16 protein-coding genes are annotated in these 18,232 nt (G+C 59.3%); 9 read left to right on the top strand and 7 right to left on the bottom strand.

Features of this window, described 5'->3' with window-relative positions:
- Positions 1-78: 78 nt before the first annotated feature.
- Positions 79-2,529: a glycogen/starch/alpha-glucan phosphorylase gene (locus LVW35_RS01680; protein ID WP_233893405.1), complete on the bottom strand. Its 2,451-nt coding sequence runs from the start codon at positions 2,527-2,529 to the stop codon at positions 79-81.
- Between the two features lie 238 nt (positions 2,530-2,767).
- Between LVW35_RS01680 and LVW35_RS01675 the strand changes: the two genes are divergently transcribed.
- On the top strand, positions 2,768-3,202 hold the full coding sequence (locus tag LVW35_RS01675) for a YkgJ family cysteine cluster protein (RefSeq protein ID WP_017529542.1): 435 nt from the start codon (positions 2,768-2,770) through the stop codon (positions 3,200-3,202).
- A 139-nt stretch (positions 3,203-3,341) separates the two neighbouring features.
- Here the strand turns inward: LVW35_RS01675 and typA are convergent, their stop codons facing one another.
- Both typA and thiI read right to left on the bottom strand, forming a co-directional pair.
- Positions 3,342-5,162, bottom strand: a complete 1,821-nt coding sequence (gene typA, locus LVW35_RS01670; protein WP_058423717.1) for a translational GTPase TypA — start codon at positions 5,160-5,162, stop codon at positions 3,342-3,344.
- Positions 5,163-5,301: 139 nt separating this feature from the next.
- Positions 5,302-6,756: a tRNA uracil 4-sulfurtransferase ThiI gene (thiI, locus tag LVW35_RS01665; RefSeq protein ID WP_233893404.1), complete on the bottom strand. Its 1,455-nt coding sequence runs from the start codon at positions 6,754-6,756 to the stop codon at positions 5,302-5,304.
- A gap of 334 nt (positions 6,757-7,090) precedes the next feature.
- Between thiI and glnA the strand changes: the two genes are divergently transcribed.
- The 5 genes from glnA to ntrC all read left to right on the top strand — a co-directional run bounded on the left by glnA (position 7,091) and on the right by ntrC (position 12,490).
- A complete protein-coding gene (gene glnA / locus LVW35_RS01660) occupies positions 7,091-8,497 on the top strand; it encodes a type I glutamate--ammonia ligase (RefSeq protein ID WP_233893403.1) in 1,407 nt (468 codons plus the stop codon).
- A gap of 148 nt (positions 8,498-8,645) precedes the next feature.
- Positions 8,646-9,182, top strand: a complete 537-nt coding sequence (locus LVW35_RS01655; RefSeq protein ID WP_233893402.1) for a chorismate mutase — start codon at positions 8,646-8,648, stop codon at positions 9,180-9,182.
- Positions 9,183-9,258: 76 nt separating this feature from the next.
- Positions 9,259-9,684, top strand: coding sequence for a cupin domain-containing protein (locus LVW35_RS01650; protein ID WP_233893401.1), 426 nt, complete (start codon positions 9,259-9,261; stop codon positions 9,682-9,684).
- A 287-nt stretch (positions 9,685-9,971) separates the two neighbouring features.
- Positions 9,972-11,057: a nitrogen regulation protein NR(II) gene (gene glnL, locus LVW35_RS01645; RefSeq protein ID WP_016979130.1), complete on the top strand. Its 1,086-nt coding sequence runs from the start codon at positions 9,972-9,974 to the stop codon at positions 11,055-11,057.
- Positions 11,054-12,490: a nitrogen regulation protein NR(I) gene (gene ntrC, locus LVW35_RS01640; RefSeq protein WP_233893400.1), complete on the top strand. Its 1,437-nt coding sequence runs from the start codon at positions 11,054-11,056 to the stop codon at positions 12,488-12,490. The genes glnL and ntrC overlap by 4 nt, the downstream gene beginning before the upstream one ends.
- Before the next feature lie 396 nt (positions 12,491-12,886).
- Here ntrC and LVW35_RS01635 read toward each other — a convergent pair whose 3' ends face one another.
- Positions 12,887-13,327 (bottom strand): hypothetical protein, encoded by a 441-nt coding sequence (locus LVW35_RS01635; protein ID WP_233893399.1) that lies wholly within the window; start codon positions 13,325-13,327, stop codon positions 12,887-12,889.
- Between LVW35_RS01635 and LVW35_RS01630 the strand changes: the two genes are divergently transcribed.
- The gene (locus LVW35_RS01630; RefSeq protein WP_010213874.1) at positions 13,326-13,781 is read left to right on the top strand and encodes a tRNA (cytidine(34)-2'-O)-methyltransferase; all 456 of its coding nucleotides are present in this window, start codon (positions 13,326-13,328) and stop codon (positions 13,779-13,781) included. The two genes, LVW35_RS01635 and LVW35_RS01630, sit on opposite strands and share 2 nt — an antisense overlap.
- Positions 13,782-13,902: 121 nt before the next feature.
- Here LVW35_RS01630 and secB read toward each other — a convergent pair whose 3' ends face one another.
- The 3 genes from secB to LVW35_RS01615 are packed head-to-tail and all read right to left on the bottom strand — an operon-like array spanning position 13,903 to position 15,093.
- Positions 13,903-14,382, bottom strand: coding sequence for a protein-export chaperone SecB (secB, locus tag LVW35_RS01625; protein ID WP_233893398.1), 480 nt, complete (start codon positions 14,380-14,382; stop codon positions 13,903-13,905).
- Between the two features lie 41 nt (positions 14,383-14,423).
- Entirely contained in the window at positions 14,424-14,678 is a 255-nt protein-coding gene (grxC, locus tag LVW35_RS01620) for a glutaredoxin 3 (RefSeq protein ID WP_010213876.1), read from the bottom strand.
- 1 nt (position 14,679) lies between these two features.
- Positions 14,680-15,093 carry a rhodanese-like domain-containing protein gene (locus LVW35_RS01615; RefSeq protein ID WP_034108758.1) on the bottom strand — a complete coding sequence of 138 codons (414 nt, stop codon included), beginning with the start codon at positions 15,091-15,093 and terminating at the stop codon, positions 14,680-14,682.
- Between the two features lie 151 nt (positions 15,094-15,244).
- On the opposite strand from LVW35_RS01615, the gene gpmI reads away from it, so the two are divergent.
- Both gpmI and LVW35_RS01605 read left to right on the top strand, forming a co-directional pair.
- Positions 15,245-16,771 carry a 2,3-bisphosphoglycerate-independent phosphoglycerate mutase gene (gene gpmI, locus LVW35_RS01610; RefSeq protein WP_233893397.1) on the top strand — a complete coding sequence of 509 codons (1,527 nt, stop codon included), beginning with the start codon at positions 15,245-15,247 and terminating at the stop codon, positions 16,769-16,771.
- Positions 16,772-16,935: 164 nt separating this feature from the next.
- Positions 16,936-18,231 (top strand): murein hydrolase activator EnvC family protein, encoded by a 1,296-nt coding sequence (locus tag LVW35_RS01605; RefSeq protein WP_061434945.1) that lies wholly within the window; start codon positions 16,936-16,938, stop codon positions 18,229-18,231.
- Position 18,232 lies beyond the last annotated feature (1 nt).

Genomic DNA, 18,232 nt, shown 5'->3' with positions numbered 1-18,232 from the left:
CGGTGTTCCAGTCGACATATTCGCTGACTGATACACCGCATTCGCGAGCAAGCCCGCTCCCACAGGGAATTGCTGCGTTTAGTCGAGGGCTTTCCAGATCTCCGTAGCGTACTCGCGGATCGTCCGGTCCGACGAGAACCAACCCATCCGCGCCGTATTCAGCACCGCCGAACGCCACCACGCCTTGGAATCATGCCAATGCGCCTCGACCCGCGCCTGGGCGTCCCAGTACGAATCAAAGTCGGCACAGACCAGGAAGCGATCGTAGTCGATCAACCCGTCGATCAGCCCCACATAGCGGCTCGGATCATCCGGCGAGAACACCCCGCCCCGGATCGCTTGCAGCACATCGTTAAGGCGATGGGATGCTGCAATGTCCTGCCCGGCGTTGAATTCACCGGCGTGTTTACGCGCTTCCACCTGCTGCGCGCTGAGACCGAAGATAAACATGTGCTCGGCGCCGACACGCTCGTGCATTTCCACGTTGGCGCCGTCCATGGTGCCGATGGTCAGCGCGCCGTTGAGGCCGAACTTCATGTTGCTGGTGCCCGAGGCTTCGAAGCCGGCGGTGGAGATTTGCTCCGACAAGTCAGCCGCCGGAATGATGCTTTCCGCCAGGCTCACGTTGTAGTTGGGCAGGAACACCACCTTGAGCAAACCGCGCACGGTCGGGTCGTTGTTGACCGTGCGGGCGATGTCGTTGGTCAACTTGATGATCAGTTTGGCCTGGTGATAACTGGCGGCAGCCTTGCCCGAGAAGATCTTCACGCGCGGCACCCAGTCGGTGCCCGGCTCAGCCCGGATCGCCTGGTACAACGCCACGGTGTGCAGCAGGTTAAGCAGTTGGCGCTTGTATTCGTGGATACGCTTGACCTGCACATCGAACATCGCGGCCGGGTTGACCGCAATGCCCAGGCGCTCATGAATGATGTCCGCCAGCGCACGCTTACTGTGCAGGCGTTGCTCGGCAAACGCCTTGCGGAACGTCTGTTTTTCGGCAAATGGCTCCAGCTCCACCAGCCGCTCTTCGGGCTTGTCGAGAATGTCCGGGCCGAGCGCTTCCACCAGCATGGACGTCAGCTTCGGGTTGGCCTGGTACAGCCAGCGGCGGAAGGTAATACCGTTGGTTTTGTTGTTGATGCGCTCTGGGTACAGCTTGTGCAACTCGGAGAACACCGTGCTGCGCATCAGTTGTGTATGCAGGCCGGATACGCCGTTGACGCTGTGGGAGCCGAGGAATGCCAGGTTGCCCATGCGCACCCGGCGGCCGTTGTCTTCTTCGATCAGCGACACGGCACGCAGCACATCAAAGTCGTGGATGCCCTTGGCGCGCAGCGAGTCGATGTGCTGGGCGTTGATCAGGTAGATGATCTGCATGTGCCGTGGCAACATGCGCTCCATCAGGCCCACAGGCCAGGTTTCCAAAGCCTCGGGCAGCAGTGTGTGGTTGGTGTAGGAAAGGGTTTCAACCGTCACATCCCACGCGGCTTCCCACGGAATGTCGTGCAGGTCGACCAGTTGGCGCATCAACTCGGCCACGGCGATGGACGGGTGGGTGTCATTGAGCTGGATGGCGGCGTGCTCGCCCAGGCTCAGTACCGAGCCGTGCATATTCTTGTGGCGGCGCAGTAAATCCTGCAGCGATGCAGAGACGAAGAAGTATTCCTGGCGCAGGCGCAGTTCCTGCCCTGCTTCGGTGCTGTCAGCCGGGTAAAGCACCCGGGAGATGCTTTCGGCACGTGCCACTTCGGCGACGGCTCCCAGGTGGTCACCGGCGTTGAAACGCTCCAGATGCAGGTCTTCCACGGCCCTTGCACGCCACAAACGCAAGGTGTTGACGCTGGCTCCGCGCCAGCCGACCACCGGCGTGTCGTAAGCAACAGCACGGACGGTTTCATTCGGCGACCACACCTGGATCATTTTGCCGGAGGCGTCCGCCAAAGTTTCGACGCTACCGCCAAAGCCAATCGGGTAGATCACTTCGGCCCGTTCAAACTCCCACGGGTTGCCGAAATCCAGCCAGCGCTCGGTCTGTTCCTGCTGCCAGCCATCGACAATCGCCTGGCGGAACAAGCCGTGCTCATAACGAATGCCATAACCATGGCCGGCAATGCCCAGGGTCGACATGCTTTCCATGAAGCACGCCGCCAGACGGCCCAGGCCGCCGTTGCCAAGCGCCGCGTCGGGCTCGAGCAAGCGGATGCGTTCAAGGTCGACGCCCAGCTCCAAAAGGGCTTCGCGGGCAATTTCCAGCACGCCGAGGTTGCTCAAGCTGTCATAGAGCAAGCGGCCGATGAGGAATTCCAGGGAAAGGTAATAAACGCGCTTCTGGCCTTTGCGGTAAATACGCCGGGTGTGATCCATCCAGTGATCGACCATCTGGTCGCGGGCGGCCAGGGCAATGGCTTCGAACCAGTCATGGTCGAAGGCGTGATCCGGGTCCTTGCCCACCGCGTAGGTGAGTTTGGTCAAGACGGCATCGCGGAATGCGGCTACCTCTGCTTCTCGTGCAAGTGGTTCCTGAGACATCAATTGCGACCTCGGGCGAGATAGAAGGAGTTGCTAGAGCCTAGACGGTCTGACAGACGGTAGACGCTCTGGTTCGGCAGTTTTTTAACGCATTTACCTTTACAGGGTTTTAATGCATTGGCCGTGCCTGCTTTGGATGGAAACGAACCTTCCGGCCGAAACCCACAAAATATTGTTCAAAAAAGCACCAATCCCGGTATGATCGCGCGCCCTGATACCGCCTCACCCTGGAACCTTGATGAAGCCTCAACTGATCGCCGCCGCGGAACTCGACCGTCTCGAAACGTGGCAGAAATATTCCGCGCACATGTGCGGTGGTTGCGTGTCGAGCTGCTGCACGCTGCCGGTCGAAGTGAAGATCAAGGACCTGATCCGCATTGGTATCGTCGATGAATTCGAGCGCGGCGACCCGCCGAAGAACATCGCCAAGCGGTTGCAGAAAGAAGGCATCGTCGAGCGCTTCAATTCCAAATCCGAGATTTTTACTCTGCAGCGCATGAGCAACAACGACTGCCTGTACCTGGATCGTAAGACGCGCTTCTGCACTATTTATGACAAGCGTCCGGATACCTGCCGCAACCACCCGAAAATCGGGCCGCGGCCGGGGTATTGCGCGTATAAGCCGAAGGAAGTGGTGCGCGAGACCAAGTTCAAGACCCTCGATAAGTTCTGATCCGAGTTTTGCGGGGCTCTCAAGGGCCTCATCGGGTAAGCCCCCGATGAAGCCAGTAAAGCCACCACACAAAATGCAGGCACAAAAAAACGCCCCCGGCCTTTCGACCGGGGGCGTTTTTCATTCAGCCTGAGTTAACTCAGTTCTTGGCTTTCTTGGCAGCGCGGGTACGCTCGCCTTCGTCAAGAATCTTCTTACGCAGACGAATGGACTTAGGCGTCACTTCGCACAATTCATCGTCCTGGATGAATTCCAGGGCCTGTTCCAGGGTGAAGCGAACAGGTGGTACCAGAGCGATGGTTTCGTCTTTACCCGAAGCACGCATGTTGTCGAGCTTCTTGCCTTTGGTTGGGTTGACGCCCATGTCGTTGTCACGGCTGTTCAGACCAACGATCTGACCGTTGTAGATCTCTTGACCGTGTTCAACGAACAGCTTGCCACGTGCCTGGAGGGTTTCCAGGGAGTAGGTCAGTGCCTTGCCGGTTTCTACCGATACAAGGACACCGTTCTGACGGCCGGACATGTCGCCGGACTTCATGGTGTCGTAGCGATCAAAGATCGAGGTCAGGATGCCAGCACCGTTGGTCAGGGTCAGGAACTGGTTACGGAAACCGATCAGACCACGCGCAGGGATGTTGTATTCCAGACGCACACGGCCTTTGCCATCCGGCACCATGTTGGTCAGGTCGCCTTTACGCAGCCCCATCTCTTCCATCACCTTGCCCTGGGATTCTTCAGGGGTGTCGATGGTGACGTTTTCGAACGGTTCCTGCTTCACGCCGTCAACCTGACGGATGATCACTTCCGGACGACCAACGCCCATTTCGAAGCCTTCGCGACGCATGGTTTCGATCAGTACCGAGAGGTGCAGCTCACCACGGCCGGAAACCTTGAACTTGTCAGCCGAGTCGCCTTCTTCAACGCGCAAAGCAACGTTGTACAGCAGCTCTTTGTCCAGACGCTCCTTGATGTTACGGGAGGTCACGAACTTGCCTTCTTTACCGCAGAAAGGCGAGTCGTTTACCTGGAAGGTCATGGAAACGGTTGGCTCGTCAACAGTCAGAGGCTTCATCGCTTCGACCGCGTCCGGGTGGCACAGGGTGTCGGAGATGAACAGCGAGTCCATGCCGCTGATGCACACGATGTCGCCAGCTGCAGCTTCTTCAACGTCGATACGGTGCAGACCGTGGTGACCCATCAGCTTCAGGATACGACCGTTACGCTTCTTGCCGTCGGCGCCGATGGCAACAACCGGGGTGTTCGGCTTGACGCGACCACGAGCGATACGGCCAACGCCGATAACACCCAGGAAGCTGTTGTAGTCCAGTGCGGAGATCTGCATCTGGAACGGACCGTCACGGTCAACAGCCGGCGCAGGTACGTTGTCGACGATCGACTGGTACAGCGGGGTCATGTCTTCAGCCATGTCGGTGTGGTCCAGACCGGCAATGCCGTTCAGGGCCGAGGCGTAGACGACTTTGAAGTCCAGCTGTTCTTCGGTGGCGCCCAGGTTGTCGAACAGGTCGAAGATCTGGTCCAGAACCCAGTCCGGACGCGCGCCTGGACGGTCAACCTTGTTGATGCACACGATCGGACGCAGGCCGGCTTCGAACGCCTTCTTGGTCACGAAACGGGTTTGCGGCATAGGGCCGTCTTGGGCATCAACCAGCAGCAGAACGGAGTCAACCATCGACATTACGCGTTCTACTTCGCCGCCGAAGTCGGCGTGGCCCGGGGTGTCCACGATGTTGATGTGGTAGCCGTTCCAGTTGATAGCGGTGTTTTTTGCCAGGATGGTAATACCGCGCTCTTTTTCCTGGTCGTTGGAGTCCATCACGCGCTCGTCGTTGAGCTCGTTGCGCTCCAGGGTGCCGGATTGACGCAGGAGTTTGTCTACCAGGGTGGTTTTACCATGGTCAACGTGAGCAATGATGGCGATGTTACGTAGATTTTCGATCACTTGTGTATCTCGATCAGAGGATTCGGTGTGCTGACAGGTCGTGGCAGCGATTTACAGTAGAGTCAGGCCTTGCCGTTACAGCTTGACGGCAGAGTCGGGGGGCCGGTGACGCAGGCCACAGGCAAACAGCCCCGGGCTCTTAGCTCGGTCGATAAACGCGCACATTGGCATGCCCCTCACTGAGCAAATGGTGGGCATGCAGGCGACTCATCACGCCTTTGTCGCAATACAGCAGGTACTGACGGCTGTTATCCAGTTCCTTGAAACGCGCATTCAATGCATAGAACGGCAGCGTTTGTACGTCGATGCCGGCGATGTCCAGCGGCTCATCTTCAGCGGCGTCCGGGTGACGGATGTCGATGACGATCTGGCCGGCCAGGGCTTCGCTGACTTCTTCGATCTTTACATCCTGGCCCAATTCGTCGATCACGCGATCGATCGGAACCAGCTTGGCGTTCTCGAGCGCACGCTCCAGAATCGCCATGTCGAATTCTTTCTCTTCATGCTCCACGCGGTGGCGCTTGGCGTGGGTCTTGGGGTTCACAGAAATGACCCCGCAATACTCGGGCATGTGTTTGGCAAAGTCGGCTGTACCGATCTGTTCTGCCAGGTCGATGATGTCCTGCTTGTGGCTGGCGACCAGCGGGCGCAGCACCAGCTTCTCGGTGACGCAATCGATGATCGACAGGTTCGGCAGCGTCTGGCTGGACACCTGGGAGATCGCCTCACCGGTTACCAGTGCGTCGATCTGCAACTTGTCGGCGATCCGCGAGGCAGCGCGCAACATCATACGCTTCAATACCACGCCCATATGACCGTTATCGACTTTGCCGAGAATTTCCCCCAGCACTTCCTCGAACGGTACGCTCACAAATAGCACGCGTTGGGAGCTGCCGTACTTCTTCCAGATAAAGTGCGCGACTTCCATCACGCCCAATTCGTGTGCACGCCCGCCCAGATTAAAGAAGCAGAAGTGACTCATCAGGCCGCGGCGCATGATCTGGTAAGCGGCAACGGTGGAATCGAAACCGCCGGACATCAATACCAGGGTCTGTTCCAGGGCGCCCAGCGGGTAGCCGCCGATGCTGTTGTGCTGGCTGTGGATCACAAACAACCGTTGGTCGCGAATTTCCATGCGCACTTCAATTTGCGGCGCTTTCAGGGAAATTCCGGCTGCGCCGCACTCGCGACGCAGCTTGCTGCCGACATACTTTTCGACATCCATGGAGCTGAAGCTGTGCTTGCCGGCACGCTTGCAGCGCACCGAAAAGAGCTTGCCGGTAAGCGAGTCGCCGTAGTGCTGTTTGCACTTCTCGGTGATGTCGTCGAAGTCGCCCAGCGGGTACTCATCGACCTGCAGGAAATGCGCGATGCCCGGCATGCAGCTCAGGCGCTCGGTCATGTCCTTCAAGGCTTTGGGCTCGGTGATACGGGTTTCCAGCTCGAGGTTATCCCACACGCCGTTCACCACCACAGCCGGGTCCAGATCGCGGAGCACGGCACGGATGTTCTTGGCCAACTGACGGATGAAACGCGTCCGTACGGGTCGGCTTTTGATGGTGATCTCGGGGAAGACTTTAACGATTAATTTCATGGAAACAGCGCGCGCCGGGCCTGCTGAAAAAGGGGGGCGCGGATTATAGCGGAAATCGCTCAAGGTTTAACCAGTTAATATGCATCGCACGCACCACGCACTAAAGAGGTGCATTTACGCACCCTTACGCTACATTGCGGTGCGCTATTTTTGGGCATTTGTCGCAATGCACCTTTATAGGGTCGTTTTTGGAGCAGAAAACCCATGTTGGCGCACTGGCATGCAATTTGCTCTCTTGTGAGGCAGGTTGCCATGGCGGAGTATCCGCGCCGGCATCACCCACATTCTTAGGGCTAACTCCACTACCCCAGCCCGAAGCCACCCGGAGGACACTATGTCGAAGTCGGTTCAACTCATCAAAGATCATGACGTTAAATGGATTGATCTGCGCTTCACGGACACCAAAGGCACTCAGCACCACGTGACCATGCCGGCTCGCGACGCGCTGGATGAAGCTTTCTTCGAAGAAGGCAAAATGTTCGACGGTTCCTCCATCGCTGGCTGGAAAGGCATTGAAGCCTCCGACATGATCCTGATGCCGGACGACAGCACCGCCGTGCTGGACCCATTCACCGAAGAGCCGACCCTGATCCTGGTCTGCGACGTGATCGAGCCCTCGACCATGCAAGGCTACGACCGCGACCCACGTGCGATCGCCAAGCGCGCCGAGGAATACCTGAAGTCGACCGGTATCGGTGACACCGTATTCGTGGGCCCGGAGCCAGAATTCTTCATCTTCGACCAGGTCAAGTTCAAGTCCGACATCTCCGGTTCCATGTTCAAGATCTACTCCGAACAAGGCTCCTGGATGTCTGACCAGGACGTGGAAGGCGGCAACCATGGCCACCGTCCAGGTATCAAAGGGGGTTACTTCCCAGTTCCGCCGTTCGACCACGACCACGAAATCCGTACCTCCATGTGCAACGCCATGGAAGACATGGGCCTGGTCATCGAAGTGCACCACCACGAAGTGGCCACTGCCGGTCAGAACGAAATCGGTGTGAAGTTCAACACCCTGGTTGCCAAGGCTGACGAAGTACAGACCCTGAAGTACTGCGTACACAACACTGCCGTTGCCTATGGCCGTACCGCTACCTTCATGCCTAAGCCTCTGTATGGCGATAACGGTTCGGGTATGCACGTTCACCTGTCCATCGCCAAAGATGGCAAGAACACCTTCGCTGGCGAAGGGTATGCCGGCCTGTCCGACACCGCCCTGTACTTCATCGGCGGTATCATCAAGCACGGTAAGGCCCTGAACGGCTTCACCAACCCGTCGACCAACTCCTACAAGCGTCTGGTCCCAGGCTTCGAAGCTCCAGTGATGCTGGCCTACTCGGCGCGTAACCGTTCCGCTTCGATCCGTATTCCTTACGTGTCCAGCCCTCGCGCTCGCCGTATCGAAGCGCGCTTCCCGGATCCAGCAGCCAACCCGTACCTGGGCTTCGCTGCACTGCTTATGGCTGGCCTGGACGGCATCCAGAACAAGATCCACCCAGGCGACGCCGCCGACAAGAACTTGTACGACCTGCCGCCTGAAGAGGCCAAAGAGATCCCACAAGTGTGCGGCAGCCTGAAAGAAGCCCTGGAAGAGCTGGACAAGGGCCGTGCGTTCCTGACCAAAGGCGGCGTGTTCAGCGACGACTTCATCGATGCCTACATCGCTCTGAAAAGCGAAGAAGAAATCAAGGTCCGCACCTTCGTACACCCACTGGAATACGAGCTGTACTACAGCTGCTGATCCGGTAGCGCTGCTCAATGTAGCGTGATGAAAAAAAGACCTCCTTCGGGAGGTCTTCTTTTGTCTGGGATAGCGCACTCCCTGTCTCCTGGTGTATGACTGACCCACCGCCATCGCGGGCAAGCCCGCTCCTACAAGGAGATCTCCATTGAAACATCGACTTGCATTAGCCCTACTGCTAGTCAGCACTTGTGCATCCGCCGCGCCACCCACACTCGAACCTCTGCTCAACAGCATCGCCGAACGCCTGGAGATCGCTGACCAGGTCGCCCTGAGCAAATGGGACAGTAAAAAGCCTGTAGAGGACAAAAAGCGCGAACAGGAAGTGATCGCCAGCGTCGTAGCCCAGGCACCGAGCTACAAATTGGCGCCTGCCGCCGTCGAGCAGTTTTTCTCGGCGCAGATCGAAGCGAACAAACTGGTGCAGTACACCCACCTGTCCGACTGGCAATTCCAGGGCAAGGCGCCTGACGATCCGCGCCTGGACTTGGTGAAGCAGATCCGTCCGCAGTTGGACGAATTGCAAAAACGCCTGCTGCAGCAATTGGCTGACTTCACCCCGCAGCGCACCGACCCGCAGTGCCCACAGTGGCTGACCGACGCCGTGCATGAGCCACTGAACGATCCGCTGCGCCAACTGGCGATGATCCGTGCCACCGCCGAACTATGCGTTCGACCTACTTGATTTGAGGAACCGTCCTGCATCCTCACCTGAGCCCACAGCCATAGCCTGAGCGTTCACTCACAGAACAGGATGGACCATGGACATCTTCAAATGCTTGATTGCAGCAGGGATAGGTTTGTCGTTGCTGGGCTGCGGCACCCAGGCAAAGGTTGCAACACAGATCGAGAAAGAGGTCTTGCTTGAACGCAGCGAATCATGGGACGGCGCGCCCTACAAAGCCTACCCGTCCGGCCCGCCGCAAATCACGCTGATACGCCTGAAAATCCCCGCCCATACACAACTGCCATGGCACACCCACCCCATGCCTAACGCCGCCTACATCGTTTCGGGTGAGCTAACCGTTGAAGCCCGCAGCAGCGGGGTCACACGGACCTTAAGGCAGGGACAAACCCTGGCCGAGATGGTGGGCACTGAACATCGCGGCATTACCGGAGACACCCCGGTTGAGCTTCTGGTCTTTTACGCGGGCACTCCAGGCATGCCGCTGTCAGAGCAACACTGACCGTCCCGGATCGTTTTCACCCCGCCTTGAAAACGGTCCGCTCACCACTTCCTGAACAACCTTCACAAAACCGCACTATATTGGTGCAACAGGCTGCACTCTTCCCATCCGTTCAGCCCATTTTGGTTCGAAACTTCCCCAACAAGCTGGCAGAACGCCACAGTTTCGCGCCTAAAATCCTTATTTCAGGGCTTGCACGCTTCTTTTCGGAGCCTTGGTTTGGTTTTTGCATTTTCCTTGTATCAGCGTGTGCCTCAAGCTCGCGCCTTGCTCCAAAAGAGGTCCTGATGACCATCAGCGATGCACTGCACCGTTTGCTACTCGACAACCTGACCACCGCGACCATCCTGCTCAATGACGACCTGCGTCTTGAGTACATGAACCCGGCGGCGGAGATGCTCCTGGCCATCAGCGGCCAGCGCAGCCATGGGCAGTTCATCAGCGAATTGTTCACCGAGTCAGCCGAAGCCCTGAGTTCGTTGCGCCAGGCGGTGGAGCAGGCACACCCGTTCACCAAGCGCGAAGCGATGCTCACGGCCCTTACCGGCCAGACACTGACCGTCGACTACGCTGTGACCCCAATCCTGAGCAACGGCGCCACCCTGCTGCTGCTGGAAGTGCACCCCCGCGACCGCCTGCTGCGTATCACCAAGGAGGAAGCGCAGCTGTCCAAGCAGGAAACCAGCAAGATGCTGGTGCGCGGCCTGGCCCATGAGATCAAGAACCCACTCGGCGGCATCCGTGGCGCGGCACAACTGCTGGCCCGCGAGCTGCCGGACGAGAACCTCAAGGACTACACCAACGTCATCATCGAAGAAGCCGACCGCCTGCGTAACCTGGTGGACCGCATGCTCGGCTCCAACAAGCTGCCGTCGCTGGCGATGACCAATGTGCACGAAGTGCTGGAGCGCGTCTGCCAGTTGGTCGAGGCTGAAAGCCAGGGCTGCATCACCTTGGTGCGTGACTACGACCCAAGCATTCCCGATGTATTGATCGACCGCGAACAGATGATCCAGGCGGTGCTCAATATTGTGCGCAACGCCATGCAGGCCATCAGCAGCCAGAACGAGCTGCGCCTGGGCCGCATCAGCCTGCGCACCCGTGCCCTGCGCCAGTTCACCATCGGCCACGTGCGCCATCGCCTGGTGACCAAGGTCGAGATCATCGACAACGGTCCGGGCATTCCTGCAGAACTCCAGGAAACCATTTTCTTTCCCATGGTCAGCGGCCGTCCGGACGGTACCGGGCTGGGCCTGGCCATTACCCAGAACATCATCAGCCAGCATCAGGGCCTGATCGAGTGTGAGAGCCATCCGGGTCACACCACGTTCTCGATCTTTCTGCCACTGGAACAAGGAGCCCCTTCGACATGAGCCGTAGTGAAACCGTCTGGATCGTCGATGACGACCGTTCCATCCGCTGGGTCCTCGAGAAAGCCTTGCAACAGGAAGGCATGACCACCCAGAGCTTCGACAGCGCCGATGGGGTGATGAGCCGCCTTGCGCGTCAGCAGCCCGACGTGATCATCTCCGACATCCGCATGCCTGGCGCCAGTGGCCTGGACTTGCTGGCGCGGATTCGCGAACAGCACCCGCGCTTGCCGGTAATCATCATGACCGCGCATTCGGATCTGGACAGCGCTGTCGCGTCCTATCAGGGCGGCGCCTTTGAATACCTGCCCAAGCCGTTCGACATGGACGAGGCAGTGGCGCTGGTCAAGCGCGCCAACCAGCACGCCCAGGAACAACAGAACCAGGAAGCCCCGCCGGCCCTGACCCGCACCCCGGAAATCATCGGCGAAGCGCCGGCGATGCAGGAAGTGTTTCGCGCCATCGGGCGCTTGAGCCATTCCAACATCACCGTGCTGATCAACGGCGAGTCGGGCACCGGTAAAGAGTTGGTGGCCCACGCCCTGCACCGCCACAGCCCACGGGCGGTCTCGCCATTCATTGCGCTGAACATGGCGGCGATTCCCAAGGACTTGATGGAGTCCGAGCTGTTCGGCCATGAGAAAGGCGCATTCACCGGCGCGGCCAACCTGCGTCGCGGCCGTTTTGAACAGGCTGATGGCGGCACCTTGTTCCTCGATGAAATCGGCGACATGCCGGCCGACACCCAGACCCGCCTGCTGCGCGTGCTGGCCGATGGTGAGTTCTATCGCGTCGGCGGGCACACGCCGGTCAAGGTCGACGTGCGGATCATCGCGGCAACTCATCAGAACCTGGAAACCCTGGTACACGCAGGCAAGTTCCGTGAGGACTTATTCCACCGCCTCAACGTGATCCGCATCCACATTCCGCGCATGTCGGACCGTCGCGAAGACATTCCGACCCTGGCCCGCCACTTCCTCAGCCGCGCCGCTCAGGAGCTGGCTGTTGAGCCAAAGCTGCTGAAAAGCGAGACCGAGGAATACCTCAAGAACCTGCCTTGGCCAGGCAACGTGCGCCAGTTGGAGAACACCTGCCGCTGGATCACAGTGATGGCGTCCGGGCGGGAAGTGCACATCAGCGACCTGCCGCCGGAGCTGTTGAGCCTTCCGCAGGATTCGGCGCCAGTGACCAACTGGGAACAAGCGCTGCGCCAGTGGGCCGACCAGGCTCTGGCACGCGGCCAGTCGAACCTGCTGGACAGCGCCGTGCCGGCCTTTGAACGGATCATGATCGAGACCGCCTTGAAACACACCGCCGGACGCCGTCGCGACGCCGCCGTGTTGCTGGGCTGGGGCCGCAATACCCTGACTCGTAAGATCAAGGAGCTGGGGATGAAGGTCGACGGTGGCGACGATGATGAGGGTGATGAAGGCTAAGGCTGCACCGCTTCAATGCACCATGAACCGGCATTGGGCATGGATCCAACACCTAAAGTCTCAGCCTTATTGATAAAAACCTGAAAGCCAAAAACACCAAAGCCCCGTATTCCGGGGCTTTGCGCTTTCTGTAGAAATTTTTTTGCACAACTCGAGCACTCTGGCACGCGCCCTGCAATAACCCTTGTACTACCCAGTTTCGGGGACCTTGGTACAGGCAGGCCGAGAATCCCCTCTTTACACCCGGGGTGCTTGATGCGAACCGCATCGCGCTCCACACCGCTTTGGGGAACCCCGGTACAGGCAGGCCGGGGATTCCCTCTTTAAATACCGAAGCCCTCAAAGCTTCACCCCGTTTTGGGAGCCCTGGTACAGGCAGGCCGGGAACTCCCTCTTTTATTGCTCTTGGAGATGGATCTCCAGCCGCCAGCGGCCGTCAGCCTTCTCCCCTTTCCATTCCCCGCGCAACGGCCGAGCCGCCACCAAGTTCAGCAGCAAACCGCCATCGGTCTTGCGCACGCGCCAGTTCACGTCCTTGTCATTGACCTTGAGTTGCCCACTGGCAGCCTGGCCCTGTGCGTCGAACAGCAGCGCCACAGTGCCGTCGATATGCTCGCCGTGCAGCTTGGGTTCGCTGTCGAACCACACCACCACGCCGTCCGCCGCGGTCTCGACCTGCTGCAGTTCGATCGGGTCCGGGGTGGTCAGGCGACCGATCATCAGGCCCACCATCATGCCGACAATCGCCAATGAGCCCATGACCCTTGGCATTAGCTTCGGTCTTGGGTCCTCTTCGAGGGTAGAATGCAGCGCATCTTTGCCTTCGGAGCCGTGCATGTTTCACGTCATCCTTTTTCAACCAGAAATTCCGCCGAATACCGGCAACGTTATCAGGCTATGCGCCAACAGTGGCTGCCACCTGCATTTGATCGAGCCTCTGGGCTTCGACATGGACGACAAGCGCCTGCGCCGCGCCGGGCTGGACTACCACGAGTACGCCACGCTCAAGCGCCACGCCGACCTGGCCAGTTGCCTGGAAAGCCTGGGGCATCCGCGGCTGTTCGCGTTTACCACCAAGGGTTCGCAGCCGTTCCATGATGTCAGCTTTGCCGAAGGCGACGCTTTCCTGTTCGGCCCGGAAAGCCGGGGACTGCCGGCCGAGGTACTTGACGCCCTGCCCGACGGCCACCGCCTGCGTTTGCCGATGCGCGAAGGCTGCCGCAGCCTGAACCTGTCCAACACCGTAGCCGTTGCCGTCTACGAAGGCTGGCGCCAACTCGGCTTTAAATAACACCGCAAACAAATGTGGGAGCGGGCTCGCTCGCGAAAGCGGAGTACTTCAGTCGATATCTTCATTGACTGACATACTGCTTTCGCGAGCAAGCCCGCTCCCACATTTTTTCCGCGTCGACTTATTGAACGGTCGACGTACCTTCACCTTGCATGCGCTGCAGCTCTTGAGCGTACAGGGCATCGAAGTTCACCGGAGCCAGCATCAGCGCAGGGAACGAGCCACGGGTGACCAGGCTGTCCAGGGTCTCACGGGCATACGGGAACAGGATGTTCGGGCAGAACGCGCCCAGGGTGTGGCTCATGGACGCTTCGTCCAGGCCCTGGATCAGGAAGATACCAGCCTGTTGCACTTCAGCGATGAAGGCCACTTCTTCGCCGTTCTTGACGGTCACGGACAGGGTCAGCACCACTTCGTGGAAGTCGCCTTCCAGTGCCTTCTGGCGAGTGTTCAGGTCCAGCGCAACGCTTGGGGTCCATTCCTGACGGAAGATGGCCGGGCTTTTCGGCGCTTCGAACGACAGGTCACGTACGTAGATGCGCTGCAGCGAGAACTGTGGCGCTTGGGCTTCTGCAGCTTCGGTGTTCTGTTGGTCAGTCATCGCAGATCCTTGTGATCTTGGGGTCTTTTAGGGTTTAGGAGTCAGACGAGCAGCAGCGCATCGAGTTTACCGGCGCGCTCAAGGGCGAACAGGTCGTCGCAACCACCGATATGCTTGGCGCCGATCCAGATCTGCGGCACAGACGTGCGCCCCGCCTTCTGGGCCATTTCGGCGCGCACCTGGGGTTTGCCGTCGACCTTGATTTCTTCGAAGGCAACGCCCTTTTTCTCAAGCAAAGCCTTGGCCCGCATGCAGTAAGGGCACCAATCGCTGGAATACACGACAACCTGGCTCATATCACTTCACCAGCGGCAGGTTATCGGCGCGCCAGCTGCTGATACCGCCAGACAGCTTGGCAGCGGTGAAACCGGTCTTGAGCATTTCGCGGGCGTGGGTGCCGGCGTGCTGGCCTTGGGCGTCGACCAGGATGATGGTCTTGGCCTTGTGCTTTTCCAGCTCGGCCAGGCGCGCGATCAGCTTGTCCTGCGGAATGTTCAAGGCACCGACGATGTGGCCGGCGGCGAAGTCCTTGGCTGGGCGGATGTCCACGACAACGGCCTCGTCCTTGTTGACCAGCGCGGTCAGCTCCGCCGTGCTCAGGCTGCGGCCACCGCGGCTCAATTCGTGAGCGATCAACAGCGCCAGCAGGATGACGAAGGCACCCACGAGCAGGTAGTGGGCAGTGGCAAATGCAATCAGGTGATCAACCATCAAGGAGGTTCCAGGGCGTTAAAATGGCGGTAAGTATACACAGCCGTCAGGGGGGGCCAACCCCCGTAAAGCGGTGACGTGGTCGGAACTTCGCTTTAAACTGCCACTCCCTTTTCAATTGTCTTCCTTTATTACCGCCGCGAGAGGATCTATGACTACTACGCCTAAACCTTTGGTCCTGATAATTCTCGATGGCTTCGGACACAGTGAAAGCCACCATGACAACGCGGTGTACGCGGCCAAGAAGCCGGTACTCGACCGCCTGACCGCCACCGTACCCAACGGCCTCATCTCCGGCTCGGGCATGGATGTGGGCCTGCCAGACGGCCAGATGGGCAACTCGGAAGTCGGCCACATGAACCTCGGCGCCGGACGAGTGGTATACCAAGACTTCACCCGTGTGACCAAAGCGATCCGCGACGGCGAGTTCTTCGAGAACCCGACCATCTGCGCCGCGGTAGATAAAGCAGTGGCTGCCGGCAAAGCCGTGCACTTCATGGGCCTGCTGTCCGATGGCGGCGTCCACAGCCACCAGGATCACCTGGTCGCCATGGCCGAACTGGCCTTCAAGCGCGGCGCCGACAAGATCTACCTGCACGCCTTCCTTGACGGCCGCGACACCCCGCCGAAAAGCGCGCAATCGTCCATCGAACTGCTCGACGCCACGTTCGCTGCCCTCGGCAAAGGCCGTATCGCCAGCCTGGTGGGCCGCTACTTCGCCATGGACCGCGATAACCGCTGGGACCGCGTCTCCCAGGCCTACAACCTGATCGCAGAAGGCCAGGGCGAATTCCACGCCGCCACCGCCCAGGAAGGCCTGGAAGCCGCCTATGCACGTGGCGAGAGCGATGAATTCGTCAAAGCCACCACCATCGGCGAGCCGGTCAAAGTCGAAGACGGTGACGCGCTGGTGTTCATGAACTTCCGCGCCGACCGTGCCCGTGAGTTGAGCCATGTATTCGTCGACGCCGATTTCAAAGACTTTGAACGCGCGCGCCAGCCAAAAGCCGAGTTCGTGATGCTCACCCAATACGCCGCCAACATTCCGGCCCCTTCAGCGTTCGCGCCGGGCAGCCTGGAAAACGTGCTGGGCGACTACTTGGCGAAAAACGGCAAGACCCAGTTGCGCATTGCCGAAACCGAAAAATACGCCCACGTGACCTTCTTCTTCTCCGGCGGCCGTGAAGAGCCGTTCCCAGGCGAAGAACGCATCCTGATCCCATCGCCGAAGGTCGCCACCTACGACCTGCAGCCAGAAATGAGCGCACCCGAAGTCACCGACAAGATCGTCGACGCCATCGAACACCAGCGTTACGACGTGATCGTGGTCAACTACGCCAACGGCGACATGGTCGGCCACAGCGGCAACCTGGAAGCCGCCACCAAGGCCGTTGAATGCCTGGACCTCTGCGTCGGCCGCATCGTCGACGCCCTGGAAAAAGTCGGCGGCGAAGCGCTGATCACCGCCGACCATGGCAACTGCGAGCAGATGTCGGACGAATCCACCGGCCAGGCCCACACCGCCCACACCACCGAGCCGGTACCGTTCATCTACGTCGGCAAGCGTGATTTCAAGGTGCGGGAAGGCGGCGTGCTGGCGGATGTGGCACCGACCATGTTGAAACTGATGGGGCTGGAGAAGCCGATGGAGATGACGGGGACTTCGATTCTGGTTTAATTCCAGCTCCACCACAAAACCAGTGTGGGAGCGGGCTTGCTCGCTCCCACACTGGTTTTGCGCTGTCTGGAAGATATCTTGGCCCCCAGCCCGAATTGGGCGTTTTTTTTGCGGCGCTTGGCGGGCATACTAGACCGTCCATTTCCCTGGTGTCGCCCGCCTCTATGCTTCGCGCCTTGATTACCCTTGCTCTGGTCTGCCTGCTCCAACCGGCGTTTGCCGATGAGCGCGCACAAACCCAACAACAGTTGGACGCTACGCGTCAGGATATTACCGAGCTGAAAAAACTGCTCGGCAAGCTCCAGGAAGAGAAATCCGGGGTGCAGAAAGACCTGCGCGGCACGGAAACCGAGATGGGCAAGCTGGAAAAGCAGGTCCAGGAGCTGCAAAAAGAATTAAAGAAGAGCGAGTCGGAACTGGAGCGACTCGACGCTGAGAAAAAAAAACTCCAGAGCGCACGCGTTGAACAGCAACGCCTCATCGCGATCCAGGCCCGTGCCGCCTACCAGAACGGCCGCCAGGAATACCTCAAGCTGCTGCTCAACCAGCAGAACCCCGAGAAATTCGCGCGCACCCTGACCTACTACGACTACCTGAGCAAGGCCCGCCTGGAGCAACTGAAAAGCTTCAATGAGACCCTGCGCCAGTTGGTCAATGTCGAGCAGGAAATCGGCAACCAGCAATCCCAGTTGCAAGATCAGAAAGTCGCCCTCGACACTCAGCGCAACGAATTGGACAAGGTCCGCAAGGAACGCCAACTGGCCCTGGCCAAACTCAATGACGACGTGAAAGCCCGTGACGCCAAGCTGCAGGCCCGTGAGCAGGACCAGGCCGACCTGGCCAAAGTGCTCAAGACCATCGAAGAAACCCTGGCTCGCCAGGCTCGTGAGGCCGAAGAGGCGCGGCAAAAAGCGCTGATCGCCCAGCAGGAAGCCGAAAAAAAGCGCCAGCGTGAGGCCGAGCTGGCTGCCACCTCGGACGCCCCGGCACCGCGTAAACCAGCGCGTGCAGCGCCTGGCCCACTGGTTTCCAGCGCCGGCGAGAACTTCGGCGGCCCTTTTGCTTCAGCGCGCGGCAAACTTCCATGGCCAGTTGATGGTCGATTACTGGCACGCTTTGGGGAAACCCGTGGCGATGACACCCGCGCGAAGTGGGATGGCGTGATGATCAGCGCCTCCGCCGGCAGCCAGGTGCACGCCGTCCACGGTGGGCGCGTGGTGTTTGCCGATTGGCTGCGGGGCGCCGGTTTGTTGGTGATTCTTGACCACGGTAATGGCTATTTGAGCCTTTACGGCCACAATCAGACTTTACTCAAATCGGCAGGTGATGTTGTAAAAGCCGGTGAATCCATCTCCACTGTCGGTAACAGTGGTGGCCAGGACACGCCGGCGCTGTACTTCGCTATTCGTCAGCAGGGCCGCCCGAGCGATCCTGCACAATGGTGCCGTTCCCAAGGATAGG

It is taken from the genome of Pseudomonas sp. HN11 (assembly GCF_021390155.1).
Lineage (GTDB): Bacteria > Pseudomonadota > Gammaproteobacteria > Pseudomonadales > Pseudomonadaceae > Aquipseudomonas.
Note: the sequence above shows the minus strand (reverse complement) of the source record. Positions and strands in the feature narration are given on the sequence as shown.

What these genes read in the sequence shown, in the direction of transcription:
- LVW35_RS01680 (WP_233893405.1), bottom strand. Translation starts at nt 2,529, where the DNA reads ATGTCTCAGGAACCACTTGCACGAGAAGCAGAGGTAGCCGCATTCCGC.
- LVW35_RS01675 (WP_017529542.1), top strand. Translation starts at nt 2,768, where the DNA reads ATGAAGCCTCAACTGATCGCCGCCGCGGAACTCGACCGTCTCGAAACG.
- thiI (WP_233893404.1), bottom strand. Translation starts at nt 6,756, where the DNA reads ATGAAATTAATCGTTAAAGTCTTCCCCGAGATCACCATCAAAAGCCGA.
- glnA (WP_233893403.1), top strand. Translation starts at nt 7,091, where the DNA reads ATGTCGAAGTCGGTTCAACTCATCAAAGATCATGACGTTAAATGGATT.
- LVW35_RS01650 (WP_233893401.1), top strand. Translation starts at nt 9,259, where the DNA reads ATGGACATCTTCAAATGCTTGATTGCAGCAGGGATAGGTTTGTCGTTG.
- glnL (WP_016979130.1), top strand. Translation starts at nt 9,972, where the DNA reads ATGACCATCAGCGATGCACTGCACCGTTTGCTACTCGACAACCTGACC.
- ntrC (WP_233893400.1), top strand. Translation starts at nt 11,054, where the DNA reads ATGAGCCGTAGTGAAACCGTCTGGATCGTCGATGACGACCGTTCCATC.
- LVW35_RS01630 (WP_010213874.1), top strand. Translation starts at nt 13,326, where the DNA reads ATGTTTCACGTCATCCTTTTTCAACCAGAAATTCCGCCGAATACCGGC.
- LVW35_RS01635 (WP_233893399.1), bottom strand. Translation starts at nt 13,327, where the DNA reads ATGCACGGCTCCGAAGGCAAAGATGCGCTGCATTCTACCCTCGAAGAG.
- secB (WP_233893398.1), bottom strand. Translation starts at nt 14,382, where the DNA reads ATGACTGACCAACAGAACACCGAAGCTGCAGAAGCCCAAGCGCCACAG.
- grxC (WP_010213876.1), bottom strand. Translation starts at nt 14,678, where the DNA reads ATGAGCCAGGTTGTCGTGTATTCCAGCGATTGGTGCCCTTACTGCATG.
- LVW35_RS01615 (WP_034108758.1), bottom strand. Translation starts at nt 15,093, where the DNA reads ATGGTTGATCACCTGATTGCATTTGCCACTGCCCACTACCTGCTCGTG.
- gpmI (WP_233893397.1), top strand. Translation starts at nt 15,245, where the DNA reads ATGACTACTACGCCTAAACCTTTGGTCCTGATAATTCTCGATGGCTTC.
- LVW35_RS01605 (WP_061434945.1), top strand. Translation starts at nt 16,936, where the DNA reads ATGCTTCGCGCCTTGATTACCCTTGCTCTGGTCTGCCTGCTCCAACCG.